This window comes from Actinosynnema sp., from assembly GCF_052038725.1.
On record NZ_JBQGCX010001466.1, the window covers coordinates 1 to 3,358 of the forward strand.

3 protein-coding genes and 1 pseudogene are annotated in these 3,358 nt (G+C 76.0%); 2 read left to right on the forward strand and 2 right to left on the reverse strand.

Features of this window, described 5'->3' with window-relative positions; all coding sequences use genetic code 11:
- Positions 1-288 (forward strand): annotated as a pseudogene (locus tag ACTUAL_RS30955) (alpha-xylosidase); the annotation flags it as partial.
- A 132-nt stretch (positions 289-420) separates the two neighbouring features.
- On the opposite strand, the gene ACTUAL_RS30960 reads toward ACTUAL_RS30955, so the two are convergent.
- A complete protein-coding gene (locus ACTUAL_RS30960; protein ID WP_440902709.1) occupies positions 421-1,392 on the reverse strand; it encodes an ArsR/SmtB family transcription factor in 972 nt (323 codons plus the stop codon).
- Positions 1,393-1,539: 147 nt separating this feature from the next.
- Positions 1,540-2,526 (reverse strand): LacI family DNA-binding transcriptional regulator, encoded by a 987-nt coding sequence (locus tag ACTUAL_RS30965; RefSeq protein WP_440902710.1) that lies wholly within the window; start codon positions 2,524-2,526, stop codon positions 1,540-1,542.
- A gap of 175 nt (positions 2,527-2,701) precedes the next feature.
- On the opposite strand from ACTUAL_RS30965, the gene ACTUAL_RS30970 reads away from it, so the two are divergent.
- Positions 2,702-2,848, forward strand: a complete 147-nt coding sequence (locus ACTUAL_RS30970; protein ID WP_440902711.1) for a hypothetical protein — start codon at positions 2,702-2,704, stop codon at positions 2,846-2,848.
- The last annotated feature ends 510 nt before the right edge of the window (positions 2,849-3,358 follow it).

Genomic DNA, 3,358 nt, shown 5'->3' on the forward strand with positions numbered 1-3,358 from the left:
TCGATCCCGCTCCTGGTGCGCCCCGGCGCGGTGGTCCCGGTCGGCGCGGTGGACGACCGCCCGGACTACGACCACGCCGAGGGCGTCTCCCTGCACTGCCACGAGCTCGCCGACGGCAGCGCCACCGAGGTCCGCGTGGGCGAGTCGCGCTTCACCGTCCACCGCGACGGCGACACCGTCCGCGCGACCGCGCAGAACCCGCCCGAGCGCTGGCGGCTCGTGCTGCCCGGCGGCCGGTCGGTCGACGCGGAGAACGGCGTCGCGGAGGCGGGAAGCGTCAGCTGGTGACGCCCTCCCCGTCCCGGCGCGTGTCGCGCGCGCCGGGACGGGGGACCGCGCGGGTCCCGCCCGGTGATCCGGCGGTGAGCCCGCCACCACGCGCGCCCCCGGCTCGGCGTCACCCCCGGCTCAGCGCCGCTCTCAGGCCAGAACCGCCATCCCCAGCGGCGTCACCCGGTGCACCGACGAGTTCCCGCACCGCTCGGTCGACACCAGTCCCGCGTCCCGCAGCACCCCCGTGTGGTGGCTGACCGTCGCGGGCGAGACCCCCAACCGCCGCGCCAGCCCACCCGTCGTCGGCCCGCTCACCGCCGCCCGCAGCACCGCCGCCCGCGTCGGCCCCAGCAGCGACGACACGTGGTCCCCGGCCCCGCGCTCCACCCCCAGCAGTCGCGAGGAGCTCCGCACCGGGAACACCAGCACCGGCGGCAGCCCCGGATCGGCCAGCGCCACGGGGTGGAAGACGCAGAAGTACGACGGGATCAGCAGCAGCCCCCGCCCGCCGAGCCGCAGCTCCCGGTCCACCGGGTAGTCCACCACCAGCACCGGCGGCTCCCACCTGGCCCCCGGCAGCCACCGCAGCAGCCCCTCCGGCCCGTCCCGCAGGTAGTGGTGGCTCCCCGCCACGCACTCGGCCCGCAGGGCGCTGTCCACCGCCGGGAGCAGCGGCGTCAGCAGCACGTCGTGGAACACCCGCAGCGACCGCTCCAGGTGCCGGTACGCCTCGACCCGCCCCTCGGCCAGCCCGCCCAACCACCGCGCCGCCCCGGCCCCCCCCCCCCCGATCGAAGCCACCACGGCCCGAACCCGCTCCACCGGCGTGGTCAGCACCGCCTCCACCGCGGCCCCGATCCCCTCCCGCTCCTGCGCGGGCGTCAGGAAGTCCGGGAAGTACGCCGCGTGCGGCGCCACCGCGACCAGCGACCGCACCGCCGCCCGCACCCCCGGATCACGGCGGACCCGCTCCCGCACCACCCGCCGCCACGGGTCGAAGAAGACCCGCCACTCCTCGTGCTGCAACACCTGCACGCTGCTCACGACCTCCCACATGAGGTCGCGCTCCAGCTTCAGCCGTGTCCTGACCAGGTCGGCGTCGGTGAAGTGGATGCGCATGCGCGGCACGGTCTGCCCCCCCGAGTGCGACGAACGCGGAACCGGTCCCCCGACGCGGTTCCCCGCCCGCGAGGGTCGCCCCGACAACCGTTCGCGCGCAAGCGAAATCCGGCATTCCACCCCGCCCGCGACCCGTGTCCGCGCCGACTACCCCCGAACGCGCGCCGTGGTGGCCCGCTCGGTCAGCACCGGTTCCACCAACCGCACCCCGGACCGCGAGGCCCCCAGCGCCAGGTCCACCGCCAGCGCCCCGAGCTCCGCGCCGGGCAGGTCGACCGAGCTGATCGGCACGACCTGCGTCTCGGCCATGTCGCGCGGGCACACCGCCAGCACCGACACGTCCCCCGGCACCTGCCGCCCCCGCCGCGCCAGCTCGGCCAGCACCGCCCCCAGCACCGCCTCGTTGTGCACCACCAGCCCCGTCACCGAGTCCGGCGTCGCGTCGAGGCACTCGCGCACCCCGTCGTAGTTCGGCGGGCACCGCAGCACCACCGCCCGCACGCCCCGCACCCGCGCCGCGCCGGTGAACCCGGCCAGGAACCGCTTGGCGTAACTGGTCCCGCGCTCGTACACCGACGGCGCGGGCCCGATCAGCGCGACCTCCCGGTGCCCCAGGTCCGCGAGCCGCTCCACGCACAGCGCGCCCGCCGCCCCGAAGTCCAGGTCCACGCAGGTGAGCCCCGACGCGTCGTCCGGGACCCCGATCAGCACCGACGGCAGCGGCAGCGCCCGCAGCACCGGCACCCTCGGCTCGCTGGCCTCCACGTCCATCACGATGATCGCGTCGGCCAGCGCGGCGCTGGCCCCCCGCCGCAGCCCGTCCGCGCCCTCGTCCTCGGTGAGCAGCAGCAGGTCGTGCCCGTGCGCGCGGGCCCGCTCCAGCGCGCCGCCGACGAACTGCATCACCACCGGGACGTTCAGGTCCTTGCGCAGCGGCGCGACCAGGGCGAGCACGCTGGTCCGGCTGCTCGCCAGCGCCCGCGCGCCCGCGTTGGGGTGGTACCCCAGCTCGCGGATGCTGCGCTCGACCCGCAACCGCGTGCCCTCCGAGATGGTCCGCTTGCCCGACAGCACGTACGACACGGTGCTCGGCGAGACCCCGGCGGCACGGGCGACGTCGGCGATGGTGGCCATTGGGCGATCATAGGGGCGCGCGGGCGGCAGGCCGGGCGTCCGCGCGCCGACGGCAGGTCGCGCGCATTCCGAACGGCGTCCGGGTGTTTTCCACTCCACCCGCAAAAAGCATTGCGCCCCCGGAACGGGGTGGGGCATACTCCTTCCTGTCAGCGCAGCGGAAAGGCGGAGGGTCGTGGTCGTGGTGAAGCGGGTGATGGTGGAAGCGAAACTCCAGGGACGGCTGCGACTGCCGAGCCGCGAGATCACCGGCTTCCTGCCCTGCCCGCTCCTGTCGTGGCGGCTGCCCCTGCTCCTGGGCGGCGCCTGCTCCCCACCGTGACCACGCGCTGGTCACGCCGTGCGGGAGCCGCCCACCTGGGAGAACCGGGAGGGCGGCTCTTCTCGTCACCGGGTCGTTCCCCGGCGGCCGGGTGCGCTGGGCGCACCGGGTCGTGGCGGGCGGCGCGGACGCGCGGGGAGCGGCGGCGGGTGGTGGGGGAGAGGTCCCCCGGCTCGCCCCCGCCTTTTCCGAAGCTGATTTCCGGAATTCCCCGGATCGGCGGTTCTCCGGTTGTCCGGTGACCGCGGAACAGCTCGCGCAATTCTTCGGCCGAACGTTCAGGGGAGCGTTCGGCGCGTTCACCGCGCCCGGCGGAATTCGGGCGCACCCGGTCCGGCGTGGCGCCGCGCCGACCGGTCCCCGCGCTTTCCGGCAGCGCCCACCGACGCGCGCCGCCTTCGCCAGACCCCTCCGCCCGGTGCGGGGGGAGGCGACGCGGACGTCCCGCTCCACACGGGACCCCGCGCCGCCGCCGCCTCTTCGGCTCCTGGGAGGAGCGCCCGCCTTGTA